16 protein-coding genes and 1 pseudogene are annotated in these 18,412 nt (G+C 38.9%); 6 read left to right on the plus strand and 11 right to left on the minus strand.

Translation table 11 applies throughout. From position 1 onward, the window contains the following. Window positions 1-19: 19 nt before the first annotated feature. Window positions 20-985 (minus strand): MFS transporter, encoded by a 966-nt coding sequence (locus PYW33_RS11540; protein ID WP_004279327.1) that lies wholly within the window; start codon window positions 983-985, stop codon window positions 20-22. A gap of 118 nt (window positions 986-1,103) precedes the next feature. Here PYW33_RS11540 and PYW33_RS11545 point away from each other — a divergent pair, with 118 nt between their 5' ends. Further along, window positions 1,104-2,042, plus strand: a complete 939-nt coding sequence (locus PYW33_RS11545) for a LysR family transcriptional regulator (protein ID WP_004646192.1) — start codon at window positions 1,104-1,106, stop codon at window positions 2,040-2,042. 332 nt (window positions 2,043-2,374) lie between these two features. Here PYW33_RS11545 and PYW33_RS11550 read toward each other — a convergent pair whose 3' ends face one another. After that, a complete protein-coding gene (locus PYW33_RS11550) occupies window positions 2,375-3,367 on the minus strand; it encodes a Fic family protein (protein ID WP_004646191.1) in 993 nt (330 codons plus the stop codon). Window positions 3,368-3,566: 199 nt separating this feature from the next. Here PYW33_RS11550 and PYW33_RS11555 point away from each other — a divergent pair, with 199 nt between their 5' ends. After that, a complete protein-coding gene (locus tag PYW33_RS11555) occupies window positions 3,567-4,250 on the plus strand; it encodes a cupin domain-containing protein (RefSeq protein ID WP_004646190.1) in 684 nt (227 codons plus the stop codon). 155 nt (window positions 4,251-4,405) lie between these two features. Continuing rightward, entirely contained in the window at window positions 4,406-5,137 is a 732-nt protein-coding gene (locus PYW33_RS11560) for a Fic family protein (RefSeq protein WP_004646189.1), read from the plus strand. A gap of 29 nt (window positions 5,138-5,166) precedes the next feature. Here the strand turns inward: PYW33_RS11560 and PYW33_RS11565 are convergent, their stop codons facing one another. Next, complete coding sequence (locus tag PYW33_RS11565; protein WP_016806891.1) at window positions 5,167-5,442, minus strand: type 2 periplasmic-binding domain-containing protein; 276 nt, start codon at window positions 5,440-5,442, stop codon at window positions 5,167-5,169. A 64-nt stretch (window positions 5,443-5,506) separates the two neighbouring features. On the opposite strand from PYW33_RS11565, the pseudogene PYW33_RS11570 reads away from it, so the two are divergent. Continuing rightward, window positions 5,507-5,713 (plus strand): annotated as a pseudogene (locus PYW33_RS11570) (transposase domain-containing protein); the annotation flags it as partial. Window positions 5,714-5,869: 156 nt separating this feature from the next. Here the strand turns inward: PYW33_RS11570 and PYW33_RS11575 are convergent. The 8 genes from PYW33_RS11575 to PYW33_RS11610 all read right to left on the minus strand — a co-directional run bounded on the left by PYW33_RS11575 (window position 5,870) and on the right by PYW33_RS11610 (window position 16,027). After that, window positions 5,870-6,484 (minus strand): hypothetical protein, encoded by a 615-nt coding sequence (locus PYW33_RS11575; RefSeq protein ID WP_004646188.1) that lies wholly within the window; start codon window positions 6,482-6,484, stop codon window positions 5,870-5,872. Continuing rightward, window positions 6,477-7,970: an alkaline phosphatase gene (locus PYW33_RS11580; protein ID WP_004646187.1), complete on the minus strand. Its 1,494-nt coding sequence runs from the start codon at window positions 7,968-7,970 to the stop codon at window positions 6,477-6,479. Before PYW33_RS11580 ends, PYW33_RS11575 begins: the two co-directional genes overlap by 8 nt. Continuing rightward, window positions 7,967-9,541, minus strand: coding sequence for an alkaline phosphatase (locus tag PYW33_RS11585; RefSeq protein WP_004646186.1), 1,575 nt, complete (start codon window positions 9,539-9,541; stop codon window positions 7,967-7,969). Before PYW33_RS11585 ends, PYW33_RS11580 begins: the two co-directional genes overlap by 4 nt. A gap of 12 nt (window positions 9,542-9,553) precedes the next feature. Then, window positions 9,554-10,333, minus strand: coding sequence for an energy transducer TonB (locus PYW33_RS11590; RefSeq protein WP_004646185.1), 780 nt, complete (start codon window positions 10,331-10,333; stop codon window positions 9,554-9,556). Further along, complete coding sequence (tolR, locus tag PYW33_RS11595; protein ID WP_004646184.1) at window positions 10,330-10,776, minus strand: protein TolR; 447 nt, start codon at window positions 10,774-10,776, stop codon at window positions 10,330-10,332. The genes PYW33_RS11590 and tolR overlap by 4 nt, the downstream gene beginning before the upstream one ends. Before the next feature lie 6 nt (window positions 10,777-10,782). After that, a complete protein-coding gene (tolQ, locus tag PYW33_RS11600; RefSeq protein ID WP_004646183.1) occupies window positions 10,783-11,469 on the minus strand; it encodes a protein TolQ in 687 nt (228 codons plus the stop codon). A 72-nt stretch (window positions 11,470-11,541) separates the two neighbouring features. Then, complete coding sequence (locus PYW33_RS11605; protein WP_004646182.1) at window positions 11,542-13,509, minus strand: phytase; 1,968 nt, start codon at window positions 13,507-13,509, stop codon at window positions 11,542-11,544. A gap of 58 nt (window positions 13,510-13,567) precedes the next feature. Next, window positions 13,568-16,027, minus strand: a complete 2,460-nt coding sequence (locus PYW33_RS11610; protein ID WP_004646181.1) for a TonB-dependent receptor — start codon at window positions 16,025-16,027, stop codon at window positions 13,568-13,570. A gap of 357 nt (window positions 16,028-16,384) precedes the next feature. Between PYW33_RS11610 and PYW33_RS11615 the strand changes: the two genes are divergently transcribed. Beyond that, window positions 16,385-17,272 (plus strand): GGDEF domain-containing protein, encoded by an 888-nt coding sequence (locus tag PYW33_RS11615; protein WP_228127475.1) that lies wholly within the window; start codon window positions 16,385-16,387, stop codon window positions 17,270-17,272. Further along, window positions 17,269-18,258, plus strand: coding sequence for a helix-turn-helix transcriptional regulator (locus PYW33_RS11620; RefSeq protein ID WP_004646179.1), 990 nt, complete (start codon window positions 17,269-17,271; stop codon window positions 18,256-18,258). The genes PYW33_RS11615 and PYW33_RS11620 overlap by 4 nt, the downstream gene beginning before the upstream one ends. Window positions 18,259-18,412 lie beyond the last annotated feature (154 nt).

An 18,412-nucleotide genomic window follows, 5' to 3' on the forward strand; every position in this document is an offset into this window, starting at 1 on the left:
CCGACAACATCAAGCTGACTCAGGCCAATACCGTCGGCACTACACAATGCCATTTCCGTTCCTGCCATTTGTCCGAGCTGCGGGCAAAAATGATCATGAAAATTGCACCGCATAAATATGGAATCGCCACCAGCCAACCAATCATCTGCAAATTTTGGATACCGCCCGACTTCAGTAAAGATGGTAGCCAGAAGCCAATCGCATAGATCCCACAGATAATGGTGAAGTAGGCCAAGGCCATGAAATAAATCCAAGGATCCTTTAATACCGCTTTAAAATTACTATGACCAGTGGCAGACTGATGTTGGGAAATTTCTTTCACCAATAAGGCTTTGTCCTCTTGGGACAGCCATTTTGCTTGTGAGGGATGATCAGTTAAATAAAAGTACGCTACGCAGCCCAACAGCACGGTCGGCACAGCTTCTAATAAAAATAACCATTGCCAGCCAGAAAGATTATAAATCTGATGGAAAGTACTCATAATTTGTGTCGATAACGGTGCGCCTAACATGCCAGCAAGCGGCCCGGCCAGCATGACAATCGCCATGACACGTGCCATGCGTGCACCGGAATACCAATAGGTCAGATAGAAAATCATGCCCGGGGCAAAACCGGCTTCGAATACGCCTAGTAAAAAGCGCAAGACATAGAACATCTGCGGGGTGGTGACAAATAGCATCGACATGGAGGTCAGGCCCCACAAAATCATGATGCGGGTAATGGTTTTTCTGGCGCCGACTTTTTCAAAATACAGGTTGGTTGGCACTTCAAACAGGACATAACCTAAAAAGAATATGCCGGCTGCCATGCCATAAATTGCATCGTTAAAGCCCAGCTCCTGCTGCATTTGCAACTTGGCAAATCCGATATTGATCCGGTCCAGATAAGCAAAGAAATAACACAGCAATAAAAATGGCAGCAGGCGCCAGCTTACTTTCTTGTAAATCTGGTCTAACCGTTGTTGACGGGAGGTGATTAAATCCATCTAAAACTCCTTTTTATCTAGATCTTCTTATTGTTCAAAACCCATGTAAGCATGCTCCTGACTTGATAACAATGTAATTTTTTAGGCATACTGATGCTTTAAAAGCATCAGAGTTTTTATGGACAGAAACTTGCAATTCCTTGCGCCACTGAACGGAATCAATGAAAAGCGTTTACGCTATTTCTATACGGTGATGATGTTTGGCTCGATGCGTAAAGCAGCAGACATCCTGAATATCGAACAGTCTGCCATGAGCCGACAGATTCAACTCTTTGAATCTGAACTAAAAATAAACTTATTTAAACGTAAGGGACGGCATATTATTCCGACTGAAGCTGCCTATCTGGTACTTGAGTATTTCAAGGAAAATAAAAATCGTGAAAATGAATTATTTGACAGTTTATTTCAGCTGCAATCTTCTCAACTCGGCAAAGTGAACATTGTTTCTAGTGAAAGTTATATGCAACACATGATTTATGATGTACTTCGACATGTGCATCATAAATATCCAAATCTTGAAATCCAGTTAGAATTAATGAGTGCCCAACATGTGGTACGACATATCGTGGACAGCCTGGCGCATATTGGACTGGCGTATAATCCCCCATTTCATACAGACATCAGCACTATTGCCCATAAAATAGAACCTTTTATTGTGGCTGTTCCTGCCGGTCATCCTCTTGCCAAGCTCAAGCATCGCATTTGTCTTTCCGAAATTTCAGCCTATAAATTTGCCTTAATGCCCGTAGGGCATGGTTTCCGTCAGTTACTCGACAGTGAAATGGTGCGCTTACAAGTAAACCTGAATATTGGCCTGACCACCAACTCTATTTATGCTCTAAAAAACTATGTTGTGGCTGGACATGGGATTTCCGCCATGCGCTATGCAGATATTGCAGATGCAGTCAAAGAAGGTCAGGCCGTTGCTTTAACTATTGATTCCGAGCTGTGCAACATGGCTCAGACCCAATTGATGGTACGTAAAAATACCCATTTGTCAGAGTCGAAGCATTTATTGATTGAGCGTATTCGCTCTAGTTTTGATTTGATTTTTTAAATCGCTTATAAAATTTAGGCAATAAAAAAGCCACTTAAATAAGCGTCTGATTTATAACAAGAATTTTGGTGGAGGTGGCGTCAATTGAACTCAAAACCTAACTCATTCATTTTAAAGCTCTTTTGTTGAATAAAAAAATTCATTGACCCAATTTTGACCCAAATTAGATTTAGTGCATTGAATCACTTTAAAATCTTGTTCAAATCCGAATTCAGGATTTGAAGTGGCGTACTGACATTATAGCAGAAAATTACACCTAAAAATAAATGAAATGTTATAACATTACAATTAGCTCATTATGATATTAATAATCACATCCACCTCAGTATAGTTCAATTTTTTAATTTGTACTTTTGCTTAGGACTCTTAGGCTTATCAGGAAAGGTGCGTTCAATCACACCGGCTTCTAATGCTGGAGTTAAATAATTTTTTTGGAATGTTGCTCGATGGGACAAGTCTAATAGAGCCATAAGCTCAGCTAAGCTATATTCCTTCTGCTCCATCTTCTGGACGAGACGTTTAACTTGATCGCTAACTTGTACGCTATCTTGAGCGGTATCTTGATCGCTGGCATCAGAACTGAGTATTGCATCTAAAATCATCTGCAAAATAAACTCAATAAAAGGTGCTGAATCTGAGCGATCTGTGCTCGCTTGCAATGCATCGTAATAAGCTTTTTGGTTTTGATAAATCAAGCTTTCTACAGGGATATTGAGAAAAATTGGATTCCACTGGCTTAAGATTAAAGTTTGCCATAAACGTCCCATACGCCCATTGCCATCAGCAAATGGATGTATAAACTCAAACTCATAATGAAATACTGAACTCTGAATCAATGGGTGCTCATTGCCTTCAGCCAACCACTGCAATAATTCTCCCATTAAGCGATGCACTTGATTTGCAGGCGGAGCCATATGCACGACTCGATCCCCTGACATCACACCAACACCGCCATGGCGATACTGTCCAACCTCATCAATCAGTCCTGTCATCAATATTTGATGTGCTTTCAGCAAATGTGTTTCTTGATCAGGGTTCCAATTTTGAATTTCTTCATATGCTTTTAGGGCATTACGGACTTCTTGAACTTCTTTAGGTGGCGCGATAATGGTCTTGCCATTCAGGATCGCTGTGATTTGCTCTGTACTCAAGGTATTCCCTTCGATCGCTAAAGACCCTTGAATCGTTCGGATACGATTTGCTTTTCGCAATTTAAGGCTATCTTGAATTTGGGTTAATGCAGTCAAACGCCCTATTGATTCACTAATTTGTGCAATCAAGTGAATAATTCTAGAGGTGATCGTATAAGGCGGTTGATATCTCATGCCATTCCTCATTGATGTAAAAACAAAGCACAGTTGATTAAACTCTAAAATATTAATATTGCATAGCTTAATGAGTAATATCTGCTATTAACCTGCTTATCTTTTCTGAAACAGTGAGATAACTCATCGCTATTTCTTTTAAAATAAACCTATGCATTCTCGTTAAAATACGTAGGTTTTTTCATTACAGGACAGCATTATGTTTATTCATGCCGACTTCTCACAGCCCGTCATCATCAAGCCAGAGGATTACCATTGGGTGAAATCTCCAGGAGGTGAAGTCGATAGAATGATGCTTGATCGTATTGGCAATGAGAAAGCACGTGCAACTAGTCTTGTGAAATACGCGCCAGAATCTGCCTTTCCTGAACATCAGCATCCTTTGGGTGAAGAAGTCCTTATCTTGTCAGGCATTTTTACAGAGAATGCTGAAGATGATTATCCGGCAGGCTGGTATTTACGTAATCCCCATCATTCAACTCATCAGGTTTCCAGTAAAGCTGGTTGTTTAATCTTTGTGAAACTGATGCAAATGACCGAAAATGAGATAGAGCCCACCCGAATTAATACCAATGATCCAGCGAATTGGAAGCTTACTAAACATCGGATGAGATGCCCGTTATTTCAATCGGAACATGAACAGACCTATTTAGAAAAGCTAAAACCTGCTCAGATTTTCGAAGAGAAATCAGAACAAGGGATTGAAGTGCTAATTATCAAAGGTCAATTATTTTGCGGCACTGAAATATATCCCGCAGGTTCATGGGTCCGTCTTCCCATCAATAGTGCGGCTAAATTTCAGGCAGGTCTATCAGGCGCAACGCTTTATGTCAAAACTGGTCATCTACAGCATGCAATGGGCGTATGGGGAAATGAACAATAATGGGTTTTCAAAATGAGGCTGTCTCGTGTCTAGAATATTGAAAGCCATCCAATTACTACTTTTATAATCAATACAAAATGTAATGATATATCACTACATTTCTGATATTTCTTTTTTCATGTATGATCGACTAAGATAAATTCAGGGATAAGGTTATGTTTGAAACTATTGATGATTTAAAGAAAAAATTAGATCAACATCGCCCTCTTTCTCCATCAATTGTTAAAAATTTACAAGAAGATCTTATTGTCCGCTGGACCTATCATTCGAATGCAATTGAAGGCAATACACTCACCCTGCTAGAAACTAAAGTAGTACTCGAAGGTATTACTGTTGGCGGAAAGGCATTAAGAGAACACTTCGAAGCGATCAACCATAGAAATGCAATTTACTATGTTGAGGATATCATTCAGAAAGAGGAACCATTTTCTGAATGGCAAATTCGCAATATCCATCAACTCATTTTAAAAAATATTGATGATGATAATGCTGGCCGCTATCGCCAACAAAATGTCTTAATCTCTGGTGCAACGTCTACCCCGCCTGATTACACGTTATTAAATGACAAGATGGCTCAATTCGTAGACTGGTATAATAGTGAAGCACATAAGCTGCATCCAATTGAACGTGCAGCCAAAGTACATGCTGATTTTGTAGGTATCCATCCATTCATTGATGGCAATGGCCGTACATCACGTCTATTGATGAACCTCGAATTGATTAAAGCTGGTTATCCACCTTGTGTCATCACAGTTGAAAATCGTTTGGCTTATTATGAAGCTCTTGATCAGTGGATAGCTTACGGAAAAACTGAAGCTTTTATTCAATTGGTTTCGGATGCTGTACTTGAAGGATTTAAACCATATCAAGTGGTTTTAGGTCTTTAACTTACAATTTTATAAATAAAATTTAGATATTAATTTTCATATATCCATTGAGCATTCGGCCATTTTTTCTCATCAATAGATTGCTCAACACAACCAATAATTTCGCGTGAAATGATCCTAATATGCTTGGGAATATTTCTCGTAGAGTGCGTTGCTAAAGTAATCACACGAGAAAATGAGGGGTCTAAAATTGGAGTAACTTTAATTAATTCTGCCCTAAACTCATTTATTACAGAAACTAGGGGTAAGATTGTATAACCAAAGTCCTGGATAACTAGCTGTTTTTGTATATTCAAATCATCCAACGCTAAAAAAGCCCCATCGAACCTTTACGGCTGAATTTAAACATCAACTTATTCAGCAATGCCAGCAGCGGGACGAAAGAACTGGCTATTTGCAGGTTCACTGCGCAGTGGTCAACGAGCTGCAAACATCATGACCCTGATCCAGTCAGCAAAGCTGAATTGCTTGGACCCGTATGCCTATTTAAGTGATGTTCTGAAAAGGCTGCCGACACATAAAGTGACCCAGATTGAAGAATTATTGCCACACCGCTGGAAATCCGACCAAAATTAAAAAATAGGCATGGGATTCAGCGGACGCTTACCAGTGAAATCAGCTTATTAAAAAAATTAAAGGTATAGGTTTTCCCCAAGTTACCCGAACATCTATCCAAAAAAAATTCTGCAGATTTTTTTGAACATATAGAAATATATATACTTTCTGAACAGATCAATCACTAAAGTCATCATACTGTTTTAAATTAAGTTTATACAATTTATCCCAATCCATTTCTTGAGTTGGTAAAGGCTTTACTTGAAACGAGTTATAGCCTTTATGATGGGTAGCTTTATAGTTTTTAACAATATCGCGTTGGCTATTATAGTCCAAATGAATGTGCCCATTTTTTATGTTGTTCTTCGGTGTCGTAGAGTGAGGTAAAAGAGATGAGTAACACTCCCAACAATTACTAAAGCCCAAAATTTCCTGATTAATCTCATTAAGATGGATACGTTGATTTTCATCAAAGTCAACTAATTGAATGGTCAAGCGCTTGGTTTCAGGCTCCCTAGCTATCCAGATAGACATATTTGAAATATCAAAATGTTGATGCTTGCCTATATCAATATAAGAGTCACTAGGCAATCTGTTTAAACGTTTGATAAGAATGTTGCCCTGATCACGAATCATCAGATTTGAATATCGTTCAATTCGTGTAATGCCGTCATGACCTTGCTGTAGGTGTTCATAATCAATTTGAAAATGTTCAGCAGCGCGCGCGAAAGGTTTGGGAATGCATAGAATAATCAATACTAAACCGAATACGAACTGGCATTTATTATTCATGGTCAGTAAACCCTACCGCCTTGATTATTTGTTGAAAGACCCAGATATTATCTTGAGTGCCTTTGAATAAATGAGCATTTTTCCCTTCAGCAAATAACATTACATCTCCACCACCATGTGTTTCAGAACGGTCGAGTTGTACCCCAACAGCTTGTTGGTAATTATCATCAAATACCTGAGATTCAGTTACACTTTGCTGAATATTTTCTCTCTGCCTCTTACCATTACCAAAAACTAAGACGGTGTTGGTATTACCATTTACATCAAGTGAGGGAGCATGTAGTTTGCCATCTGCCATTTTTTTAGCTAAAGCATCTGGTTGTGTTGTTATTTGATAGTGATAATTTAAACCTAAAATACCTGGCTGATTTGGCGTAGTCTTTCCTGTTAGCGCATTGTAACCATTAAAAGTCATGACATGATCATGATCTGCAGTGACCACGATTAAGGTATTGCTAAGATCTACCTGCTGTATAGCTGCATGAATGGCATCATCAAAAGCTTTAGTTTCATGTAATGCGCGTTTGGCATTATTGGCATGTAAAGCATGATCAATACGTCCCGATTCCACCATTAAAAACCATCCACGTCCCTTAGACTGTGCTTCAAGCATTTGAATAGATTTTAAAGTCATTTCTGACAAACTAGGTTGTTCCACAATATTTTTATTGATTCGATCTAGGTCATAATGCAGATGAGACGTCGCTGAGAATAGCCCCAGAATTTTTTGATTCGGATTAGCGTGCTGAAGGGCGGATGCTGTTTCTACATATTGATACTTTTGAGTTTGCATTTCCTGAATTAAATGTCGTTGATCAGCACGGCCCTGTGGATTGTTGATAGCATGGTAAGGTGTCCAATGGTTACGACCACCCCCCATGAGTACATGAATCCCCTCTTTAAGTTTTGGGTTATACCCCAATCCATTTGGTACTGCCTGTACTGCAATATCAAACTTTGCATCACGATGACAAATATGAGCATAGGTTGCCGCAGGCGTTGCATGGGTTAACTCTGCAGTGGTCACCACACCAACCGCTTTACCTCGTTGTATTGCTAACTCTAAAAGAGATGGAACTGTTTGTTCAGGTATTCGAGGTTGGCATAAATTAATGGCGTTATGAATACTCTGACCATTCGCAAGTTTTAAATCTTTGGGTTCTTTTGCGAGAGTGCCTGTAGGCATGGAAATCACATCATTTTTGTTTTTTAAGCCCGTCATATAGGCACCCATAGATGGAGCACTATCTGTAGTTTGTGCATCTTCAGAATAAGTTTTAATGCGAGCACTATGTTTTAGGCGATCTATTGTAAGCTTACCAGCCTCACCAACTGCGTAAATCCGACTTGCGGTTACTGTCGTAGGTCCCATCCCATCGCCAAGAAAAAAGATAATATTTTTTGCAGGAGTATTAGATGGTGGATCAGCCATTACAGATGTACAGCCACATAATGAAATCAACAACATACTGAATTTAGATTTCATTTCTCAAATCCCATAATCTGATTAAGTCGATAAAAGACGTCAATATTTTCCAAACTACCTGAAAATTGATCTGAACCTTGACCTATTGCCCCTAGAAAAACATCTGTGCCACCATGGGTCTCAGAATCCTTAAAACCAGTTTGGATAACGGCCTCCTGCTGAAAATCATCTGCAGCTGCACCTGTACACCATCCCTGATAGGAGGGTGTATAACTAAATGTATAGGATGAGGTATTCATCACAGGACGACATTCATCATCATCACGTAATTGAGTTACCGAATCATCATTTCGATTTAGAGTTGGACGCTTTTTCCCATTGCCAAAACTAATGACTGGATAGGGATTACCATTAATGTCTCGTGTTAATCCATTTTGGTTTTTTACAAGTCCGAGTACACTAGTTTGCTGTCCTGGCAGATAAGGGCCAGTACGCTCTACATAGCCATTCAACATGAGCGTGTGATCATGGTCGGCAGTGATGATAATTAAACTATTTTCGAGCAGAGGATCTTTAATTTTCAGAAAATCAATGGTTGCCTGTAGTGTGTCATCTAGCGCAATCACATCCTGAAGTGCTCGTTTTGCATTGGTATCATGCAATGCATGGTCAATCCTCCCTCCTTCAACCATCAGAAAAAAACCCTTGGTATTAGATGAAAGCTTCTGTAAAGCTATTAAGGTCATTTCCTTCAGGCTAGGTTCATTTATCTGTTTGTTCTGACGGTCTAGATCGTAATTTAAGTGGGAGTCATTGAAGAGGCCTATGATTTTGCGCTGATCTGCAGGATCTAAACTGTTCAGTTGACTACGATTTTCAACAACTTGATAGCCCTGTTTTTTAAGTTCTTTTAAGAAATTACGACCATCTTGGCGTTTCCCTCCAGACTCTGTTGGCAGGAAGTGGCGTTTCCCTCCCCCAAGAATGACATCAATTCCATTTTTTAAACGCGTGTTGTAATTGCTATATCGATCTGCTTTTATCTTACTCGGTACCAATTGTGCAGCGATTTCATTTTCTGCATCACGGTGACAGATATGAGCATAAGTCGATGCAGGGGTTGCATGCGTCACTCGAGTTGTGGTCACAATTCCTGTTGCGTATTGGGCGGAAATTGCCTTTTCAAGCAAGGTTTCACTAAAAGCTTTGTTACGGTTTACTGGATCTGTATCACATTGCTGCTGTCCATTTTTTAGTTCAACGGCATTAGTTCCTGTTTGCATTGAAATGACTTCATTTTTCATTTTTACGCCGGTCATATAGGCTCCCATAGAGGGGGCACTATCAGTGACTTGAGCATTTTCTGAAAATGTTCGGACAAATGCTGTTTCTGGCAATTGATCAATGCTTAAACTTCCTGATTCACCGACCTTATAAATTCTTGCTGCAGTCAATGTCGTGATGCCCATTCCATCACCAATAAAAAACACTACTTGTTTAGGAGCTTTCACAGACATTTGACGACTAGAAACCTGTGTATCAGGAATGCCTTGGCAACCTATAAGCATACTGGTGCAGAATGAAACTCCTAGAAGTTTAAACGAGGACAGGTAATGCAAGGAGGTGAGCATATTTAGTGGCCTTTATTCAATTCGATATTCAAAGGTATTTCTAATTTTAGGTACTTCAACAGCCTGACCATTAACAATATGTGGCTGGTATTTGAACTGACGAGCCGCATTGAGTGAAGGGCGAATGAACACAGGATCACAGTCAGATAAGGCCTTAGGGTTAATAACGTGCCCTTGGGTATTCACGCTATATTCGATAGTACAGTTCCCTTCAAGTTCATTTTCCAAAGCACGCATTGGATAATCAGGTTTAAGCTTTGAAATCGGTTTATAGTTTTTCTCATCAAAGGTTGGAGGCGTTTTAACCTTTTCAGTCGCTGCAGGCTTATTTACAGGTGTAGCGGTGTTTGTTGAGACATCAGACTGGATGGGTGTAGGGGTAATATTTTTAGGCTCTTCAGCAGTGGAAGATATTATAGAAGCTGAATCATTAGTTGATGTTTTTTTAACAACTGCTTTGTCTAGGTTACTTGGTGAAGGTTTGTTTTGAGGTTGTGGCTTTGATGTCTGATTTGTTTTGACAGGTTCAGCCTGTTGAGGCGGTAAGGGCTGAACAGGGGTTGCTAAGGGTTGAGTCACTTTTGGTTCAGGTTGAGCGTGTTCAACTTGAGGTGAAGATACTGTAGTTTTGGGAAGCTGTACAAATTTAACCTGTACAGTTTTTGGCTCTACCTCTTTGATAGGACTATCAAAGTTCTGATTCAATAAACTGTAAATCACAGTTGCATGCAGTAGCGCAGTGATAGATAGAGCGACAGCAGAGCTAGAGTTGATCTGTGAGATACTGTTCACTGATCTTGCTCCTCAGTCACTAAGCCTAATTGCTCAACACCACTTTGTTGCAAAATACCAATCGTCTGAGCAACAAGTTCATAATTGGCAGTACTGTCAGCACGAATGAAAACTTGCAGGTCCTGAGGATTCTGTAACAATGGAGATAACTTCTCTTTCATTTCTGCCAAGTTGGTTGCCCGATCTGTCACTTGTTTTGTATCGACAGTTTCCCCAACATTCCAGTAGTATTGCCCTTCTTCCTGAATAGAAATAGTGATTACTTTCTGATCTTTAGGGGTGACCAATGTTTCTGCTTCTAGATTTGGTAAGTTCACTTTAATCCCCTGGGTGAGCATGGGTGCAGTGACCATAAAAATTACAAGCAGCACTAACATCACGTCGATATAAGGAACGACGTTCATTTCTGCGTTGAGCACACGCTTTTTCTGACGTTTCTGCATCTGTTGTTAATTTCCTGCTTGTAAAAAACGTAGCATTCGAGTTTGTAACGCATTTCCGAAACTGTAGTAGCTATTAGAAATTTTTTCTGCACGTGCGCTTAGGCGGTTATAGGCAATCACAGCAGGAATAGCTGCAAATAAACCAATGGCTGTAGCAATCAAAGCTTCTGCAATACCAGGAGCTACAGCAGAAAGTGTTGCTTGCTCAAGTTGTGATAGACCAATAAAAGAATTCATGATGCCCCATACAGTTCCAAATAAACCGATATATGGGCTGACTGAACCAACTGTCGCAAGAAAGCTCAAGTGCTTTTCCAGTTTTTCTTCCTGTTCCGTGACACTGCTTAAAAGACGACGCTCAACTTGATCCGTTACCTCGACTGATGAAACCGAAGTTGTGGCATTTCTGAGGGCATTAAACTCATCTAGTCCAGCTTGGTAGATTTGTTCTAAACCACACATTTTTTGTTCAGATTCTTCTACCATGCTAAGAGGAAATTGTTGTTGGTGGAAATGCCCTAAGAAAACTTTATTTGCTAATGCTTCCTGACGCAGTTTGATCCCCTGCTTAATAATGACATACCAACTAATGACCGATGCGCACAATAATATCAGCATGACCATTTGAACAAGTAAACTGGCATGGCTAATCAGTTCCCATACTGAAAGCTGTGCCGTAGTTGGATTTGACATAAAAACCTCAATAAAATCATAATTTAATTCGAATATAGGTACAGCACGGTGCACTGTACCTGATGAAAAGTGTTATTCCAGGCCTAAGGCTTGAGCAATCTTTTCCCATGCTACATACTTATAGTTCTGATTCCCTTCTGGCATCCGCTTACGACCATCTTGAACAACCAACATACCTTGCTTCCAGACCCCACCCAGATTTGCTGAAGTCACTTCCAGCCCATCTGTTTCAGATACAGCATCAATCTCTGAGTTCAAATTGGCTGAAATTTTAAATTTTCCACGTATTTGATATGGTGCTTTAGCGTCGACTACAACGTAACTATCATCTCCTTGACTAGAAATAACCAAATAATCGCGTACTTTCCCTTTATAGATTGCAAGTCCTTCAACATCTGCCTTTACATGTTCTCCAACGCTAATAACGTTTTGCAGATTGATATGCTGAGGATCATTGAGTTTTGTGGTCCAAACAGCTTTATCCTCTTCTCCTACATAAATACGATCATTTTCATCATCGACCACACAACCTTCTGGCTGTGATGTGACTTTGAATCTGAGCACCTCATGTGCAGTTAGACCTTTAGCGTTATTTTGAATTTTGTACTGTACAAAGGTTCCATTTTTATCATTTGGAATGGCAAAGGTTTCACCTTGTCGATTCTGATACATACAGAATCCGTATATATCCTGTAGGTCTGTAGGAAGTTTTCCTAAATCCTTAACTTGTCCCGTTTTTTGATGAATACTAAACAGATGCAAGCTGTTTTGATCACGATTAGTAGCAATCGCTAGATCTACTTTCTGTTGCCCAAGTTTGAAATTAGGTCGAATATCAACATTATTCAGACGTCCTACTTTCAAGTATTGCAACTGTTTACCTTGCAAATCATAGACTGCAAGCCCACCCTGCTTATCTGTGCCCAATACACGTGATAGATTAGGGTTTGTTGGATTAATCCAGATTGCAGGATCATCTGCTGCATCTCCACTGTTAGGCACCAAATCAGTTTCGACATCTGCTGGTAGGGCTAATACAGTCTGCGTAGAAGGCAGTTTCTGAGTGGTCCAATCAAGATCCAACATTTTGATTTCACCGTCTACAAGCAGGAGTTGTTTTTGATCTTGATTACCTTTTAGGTGAATACGTTCTGCCTCATCCACATTTTGTAAAGTGACTGGCGGAAGCTTTTCCCAAGATGTTCCTTTTATGCTGTAGCGGTAAAGGATCGCTTTTGACTCATCTATTGCTGCTAGTGCATTATCTATTAAACTCAGTCCACTGATATTCCCAAGAATAGAGCCATGTGGATCGTTTAAATCAACGGGATATCGGATGAGGTCTGCTTCAGGGTCTGCCTCATAAGACCAAATTCCTACGTTTTCTTCATTAATATAGAGCTTGGCATTATGGTCATCTACGACACAAAAACTACTATTAGGTGGCAAGCTCATTTTACGGATAAAACGAGGAGTAATTTGCGCTGAATCTTTGGACTGAATCATCCATTGCTCCCCAACCCCTTCTTCACCGATAAAGAAGCTATAAAGAGACTGATCAGAAGTAAGATATAGACAATTATCTTCAGTTTTAAACTTACGTACAGGGAGATAGGTAGGTTTTGCCCAGGTGCCTGCTTTAATATTAAAATTAAAAATTACAGGCTGCTGTATAGAGAGATCTGTAGTCTGAATAATGAGCTGATTATTAATTATTCGATAATCAATTTTACTAAAAGAACCAGGAATATGCTGTACACGTTGACGGTCTTTATTCCACAGGCTTAAACCTTCAATTTTACTAGAAGTAATCACCTGAGCATCTGAACCTATGATCTCGACCCAATGAGCATCCTCTACTTTAATAGGTAATTTAAAAACTTGATCAACTTGAAGAGCGGGCTGATCTAGTTCTGAAAGGATATGCTCAGATTGCAGAGAGCTGCTGATATGTTTTTGCTGAGTTGGACTAGTGGATACACAGCCAGATAAAGTCAAAAATGCTGCACAAAAAGCGCTCAATTTAAAAAGTGTTGTCATGAATTTTCTCGAAATAAAAAGCACCCAAAGCCAATCTGGCTTTGGGTGAGCTAAAGGCTTAGAAGTGTGTGAATTTCAGACCAACTTTATAGCTTGGACCGTATTCTTCATATTGAGCGTTATAATTACGGTTGCTGTTATAGTTGTAATACACTTCATCAGTAAGATTCTGAGCATTAAAGAACAGTTGCATATTTTTGTTAAAATTCACATGTCCACTAAAATCAAGAAATACTTGATCATCGGTATATAAATCTTTCTCAGGATCATCGACATCCGAAACTTCATTGAGATAACGTGATTTATAGTTGGCCGCAAGACGTAGGCCGAACAGATCATTTTCCCAACCAATCATGGCATTGCCTACAACTTTGGATTGGTGTGGAAAGTTAATGGTTCTGGTCATTAGTTCACCATCTACCATGCCATCAATATCTGCTTTAGCACGGCTGAAAGTACTATTTAAGCCAAAGATAAAGTTGTTCCATTTTTGGCTATAACCCAGTTCTACACCATAAATTTTAGCAGATGAGCCGTTTTTGAAAGTTAGTGCCTCATCAAAATTAGCCCAGTCCCCTGTACCTGCTACATTGGAGTTATAAATAAAGTGCTCAATATCTTTATAAAATGCATTCATGGAAATAATGCTGGCATCACCCAAGTATTTCTCTACACCTAAATCAAAATTTGAGGCTTCAAGTGGCTTGAGATTTGGATCACCAAACTCAGCTTCATCGCCATCAATGTAAATACCTGGTCGTGACTGTTCGAAGTTCGGACGTACCACGGTATTGGTCCATGCTGCTCTTAGAATGGCATCTGCACTTAACTGATATTTAAAATGTAAACTTGGTAACCAATGATCATAATCATTTTTGGTAGAAATATTGGTGGTTTCCCCATCTAAGATTCGATAGCCTTGAGTTTCAAAAGCAGTATCTTCATAGCGTAAACCCGCAATGACGCGTAAACGATCAAAATCAATTGTATTCATGAAATATGCCGCATGAATATCTTCGGAGCTTTTATAGTCATTAATTACGGATTCTTCATCATCAACCCAATCTTCTAGGTTCAATTGAGCCAGTTGATTATGGATTGGAGCACTAGACAACGTTGGGCCGAACTGTGCAAGTTCATAGTGACTATTTTGTCCAAAATGTGCAGGTAAAGTTTGTAAATCCTCTACTTTCCAGATATCTGTATTATTCGTTTTAGTTCGCTGACTGACTTTTGCACCAAATTTAAAAACAGAAGCATAATCTTTGATCAAATAGTCTCGGCTAAGATCAAACTTGGCATTTTTCTCTTTATCTTTGGCAGTACTTTTTTCCCATTCTACTTCATCAAGCTCATACTGTGCCGGATCATACAAGCTAGCATTACCTTTAACCACGGGGATACGTGTACTTGTGTACTCTACATCCTCAAACTCACCTGCAAACCCTGCTTCAGCAATCCCACCAGGATTCTTTTCTGATGCTTCACTGTAGCCCACTTGTGTTTCTAGTGTCCATTGGTCAAAACGATTTTTGCCACCTAGTACAAAAGATTTGATTTCCTGAGTTTCCTCACGTTCTTTTAAACTGCGAACTACCTCTGCATCACTTGGAGTATGCATTGCCAATGGGTCTGAAAACTCAACACCCATACCTTGACGCGTTTCATTGTCTTTAAAGCGGCTATACAATGTCCGTAAATAGTATTCACTGTTCTTATTTGGACGATAGTCAAAATTTAGTCCGGCACCAAGTCTCTCACGTTCAATATCATATTGACGCAGTTCAGTTTCTTCTAACAGGTGATCGTCCCATGCTCCACCTGTTTCAACGTTATCTGAGCCAAAAGTGCGCTCTTGCCAACTTAGTGCTGCCGCAATACCAAGATTGTCAGTACCCGAACCTAGACTAAACTTTTGACTGACCGCGCCTGAAACTTTAGGACTATACTCTTCACGTTTATCATCATAACCACCTTCAACCGCAGCAGTATAGAACAGACCGTCATGATCAAAAGCAGATAAACTCTCTACCTCAATTGTTCCACCAAGTGAATTTGCATCCATATCTGGGGTCAAAGTTTTAACAACAGTTAATGACTGTACAAGTTCTGCTGGCAATACATCTAGCGCAACTCCACGACGTCCTGCTTCTGGTGCTGGGACTAAGGTGCCGTTAATAGTGACGGTATTCAGATCAGCTCCTAAACCTCGCACAGTCACAAAACGACCTTCACCTTGGTCACGTTCTGTAGAAACACCAGGAATACGTTGTAGTGCTTCAGCAGCGTTGTCATCTGGCAGCTTCGCAATAGCATCGGCATGTACTACACTAGCTATAGAGTTTGATTTTCGTTGTTCTTTCAAGGCTTCATTAATACTTGCTGCTTGACCTACAACACGAACATATTCAGTTTTTGTTTCTGCAGCCATACTTTGACCAATAGCTGTTATACATAAAACTAAGGTAGTGACTTTAAAAGTGAAAGGTGTTTTTTTCTTACTGCGATGAGTGCTCATTTGTTATTTCCCCAAATAGCGCAACGGCTGTTTGTTGAGCACCTTAAATATGCATAATGACTGAATGATGACAGGAAAAAAATCTAAAAATCAGAGAATTAACTTTTTAGATCATTTTGAGCTAATTTGATGGGACTATATCTTTCATTGCTCAAGTAGACTGAACTAAGTGAATGTGAATTATAGAATTAAAAGGGAGTTAAGTAGATTTTTGATATTTATAGTGAGCTAATTTGAAAAGTGGAAGAAAATATATTTGCAATGAAACTGTCATAGAATGCTGATTAGCTTTATCAAAACAATAACCACACCCCTGCTATGTTAAAACCCTTTCTACACTATCCACGACACTTTTTATTGATTATCACTGTTGCTCTGATCTGCTTAGCTTCATTTATTTTTTTTGGTAGTTTCAAAACTCAAAATGAAATTCAGGTCATTGATATTCTTGGAGAGGGGCTGGCCTGTATACTCGTTTTATTATGGATTTATCTCATTCTTAAAAGTCGCCCGAGAGGATATGTGACGAGCTATTTTTACTGGGGTCTGGTATGTGTATTTTTAGCTTTATGGATGGATGTATTGGATGAATTTATATCAATACCCAAAACACTGATTTGGGATGATTTATTAGAATCTTTTACTACACCGATAGGCTTTGTTGTACTTACTGCAGCTATGATTAACTGGCACAAAGAACAATTGGTATTGTCCAAAAAGCTACAAACTAAAGAGCATGTATTTCGGGATCATCGTTTATTTGATGCAATTACCCCCTTGGCAGATGCTCAATACTTTAAACAACAATTACAATATGAAATAAGTCAGCAAAATAATTCAGAAAAAAGCATACATCTGATGATGATCAATCTAAAGAATTTAACTTTGATCAATAGACAATTTGGTTTTGAATCAGGTAATCAAGTGCTATCTATGATTGCTCAGACGATAAGTATGAACATAAGACCTTGTGACTTAGTTTGTCGTTTAGCAGGAGATAAGTTTATTTTGATGTTAATTGATTTGACAGAACTACAAGTCGAAATGATGGCTAGAGAATTACAAAAATGTATTCAGTCACAAATATTTTATACATCTGAAGATTTTCATAAATTTAAAATAGATTGCAGCTATAGCATTAGTCAAGTACATCAAGAAAATCCAGCTGTAGAAATTCAAAAACTATATAAACAAATCAAAAGTCAGCAGCATCGAAAGCTAAAAAATGTAAAGGTTTCGGTATGAGCTATCAAAACGATCAATTGATTTTACCCACATATCTGGCCCCTGCATTATTGATTGATTTGGCTGAGCAATACGGTGTAAATCCCAATATTATTTTAAAGGGAACGCCCGTTTTTCTTGAGAGTTTGATCACAGAGAATCATGCTGTAAGTTTAGAACAACTGATACAAATGATACGAAATATGCATGAGAGTATTACCCATCCGGAAGTTCAATTTCTGTTTGGGCAACGTTATATTGAAACTTTAACTCACCCTGCCTTAAATGCAATTGCCTACAGTCAGAATATAAAAGAAGCCGTACAACGCTATGTTGAATTTCATATATTCCTAACCCCATGGTGCATTCCCGTTGCATTTTATTCGGAAAAAAAGATCATTCTATTTTGGTTAAATAATCAGGAGATCCATGCTAATTATTTAGCAATTAGTGCTATGACCGCCCTTAGGGCTATTTTGATGAATAGCATGCAAGAGGAATTGAATATTACTTATAGTTTTGTAGGTGACGAGCCAAAATTTATCGAACAATTTTGGGAACATCTTGGAGATGACATTAAGTTTAACACCCTTGTCAATGCCATGCATATCGATATTTGTGAGAGCCAACAAAAACAGAGTTATCAAACTAGTGCAATGCGTCAAGCTTATTATCGACAAGCTAATTTGGTACAACAACAGTTAGGATTAGAACAGAGTTTTCTTCAAAAAGTTTATAATTTTCTTATTCGTAATATTCATCAAGTACCGAATCTTGAGGAATGTGCTGAATATTTTCAAATGAGTATTGCTAGTTTTAAAAGAAGATTACATAAACATCATACTAGTTATCAGCAACTATTAGACCAAGCTAGATTATTCACATCAATACAATTAAAAGAATTACATCATTATAGTGATGAGCAAATAGCAAACTATTTAAATATTAATGACATACATAATTTTAAAAGAGCATTTAAGCGTTGGAGTAGCCTAGTTACATTCTAAGTGAGCTACCTCTAGTGGGCTGGACTATCACCACCTTCCTAAAAAAACACCAAAATATCTCTCTTGTGATCATGGTCCCTTAATTATGGGTATTGATCTAAATGCCAAGGTTGAGCAGAGTCTAGAGCAAGGTAAATCAAGAGATGGCCGTTTG

The sequence above is a fragment of the Acinetobacter lwoffii genome, from assembly GCF_029024105.1.
GTDB classification, from domain to species: domain Bacteria; phylum Pseudomonadota; class Gammaproteobacteria; order Pseudomonadales; family Moraxellaceae; genus Acinetobacter; species Acinetobacter lwoffii.

Bases quoted from the DNA above. Each gene is read 5' to 3' on its own strand.
- tolQ (WP_004646183.1), bottom strand. From the start codon at position 11,469: ATGTCAAATCCAACTACGGCACAGCTTTCAGTATGGGAACTGATTAGC.
- PYW33_RS11580 (WP_004646187.1), bottom strand. From the start codon at position 7,970: ATGAAATCTAAATTCAGTATGTTGTTGATTTCATTATGTGGCTGTACA.
- PYW33_RS11620 (WP_004646179.1), top strand. From the start codon at position 17,269: ATGAGCTATCAAAACGATCAATTGATTTTACCCACATATCTGGCCCCT.
- tolR (WP_004646184.1), bottom strand. From the start codon at position 10,776: ATGCAGAAACGTCAGAAAAAGCGTGTGCTCAACGCAGAAATGAACGTC.
- PYW33_RS11560 (WP_004646189.1), top strand. From the start codon at position 4,406: ATGTTTGAAACTATTGATGATTTAAAGAAAAAATTAGATCAACATCGC.
- PYW33_RS11610 (WP_004646181.1), bottom strand. From the start codon at position 16,027: ATGAGCACTCATCGCAGTAAGAAAAAAACACCTTTCACTTTTAAAGTC.
- PYW33_RS11575 (WP_004646188.1), bottom strand. From the start codon at position 6,484: ATGAATAATAAATGCCAGTTCGTATTCGGTTTAGTATTGATTATTCTA.
- PYW33_RS11545 (WP_004646192.1), top strand. From the start codon at position 1,104: ATGGACAGAAACTTGCAATTCCTTGCGCCACTGAACGGAATCAATGAA.
- PYW33_RS11550 (WP_004646191.1), bottom strand. From the start codon at position 3,367: ATGAGATATCAACCGCCTTATACGATCACCTCTAGAATTATTCACTTG.
- PYW33_RS11585 (WP_004646186.1), bottom strand. From the start codon at position 9,541: ATGCTCACCTCCTTGCATTACCTGTCCTCGTTTAAACTTCTAGGAGTT.
- PYW33_RS11555 (WP_004646190.1), top strand. From the start codon at position 3,567: ATGTTTATTCATGCCGACTTCTCACAGCCCGTCATCATCAAGCCAGAG.
- PYW33_RS11540 (WP_004279327.1), bottom strand. From the start codon at position 985: ATGGATTTAATCACCTCCCGTCAACAACGGTTAGACCAGATTTACAAG.
- PYW33_RS11605 (WP_004646182.1), bottom strand. From the start codon at position 13,509: ATGACAACACTTTTTAAATTGAGCGCTTTTTGTGCAGCATTTTTGACT.